Origin of the sequence: Novosphingobium arvoryzae, from assembly GCF_014652615.1 — a bacterium.
Lineage (GTDB): Bacteria > Pseudomonadota > Alphaproteobacteria > Sphingomonadales > Sphingomonadaceae > Novosphingobium > Novosphingobium arvoryzae.
Genome location: NZ_BMZD01000026.1, coordinates 1 through 600, shown reverse-complemented (window position 1 = coordinate 600; position 600 = coordinate 1). Strand labels below are relative to the sequence as shown.

Genomic DNA, 600 nt, shown 5'->3' with positions numbered 1-600 from the left:
CTACCAAGGAGCGCCACAGCGCGAGGAGCTGGCCGAGGTGGATGTGGACTGGCTGATCGCCGAGCGTCCCGGCAAGGTAAAAACCTTGAAGCAGCATCCGCGCAAGAACAAAACGGCCATCAACATCGAATACATGAAAGCCAGCATCCGTGCCAGGGTGGAGCACCCGTTTCGCATCATCAAGCGGCAGTTCGGCTTCGTGAAAGCCAGATACAAAGGGCTGCTGAAAAACGATAACCAACTGGCGATGTTATTCACCCTGGCCAACCTGTTTCGGGTGGACCAAATGATACGTCAGTGGGAGAGATCTCAGTAAAAACCGGAAATAACGCCAGAAATGGTGGAAAAAATAGCCTAAATAGGCTGATTCGATGTGTTTGCGGGAAAAAAATCGGCCCAGATCCGCGAAATTTTAATCAGCGAGTCAGCTTGGGAAGAAATGACCTGCTTATTCGCACCTTCCCTAATTTTGCCATGATGATAATCCTTATATTATCACGGTTTGTGAATGATAGGGTGTCACTATTATTTATGCGTTAGTGAACCAGAAAAAATCCCCCGTTGGCATAGGGGGATATGTAAGGAGAAATAACTTCGCAG

The 600-nt window shown here is 48.3% G+C and carries 1 protein-coding gene; it reads left to right on the top strand.

Going from position 1 to position 600, the window contains the following annotated elements:
- On the top strand, positions 1–316 hold a 316-nt coding region (locus IE113_RS16155), incomplete at its 5' end, for a transposase (RefSeq protein ID WP_139245318.1).
- Positions 317–600 lie beyond the last annotated feature (284 nt).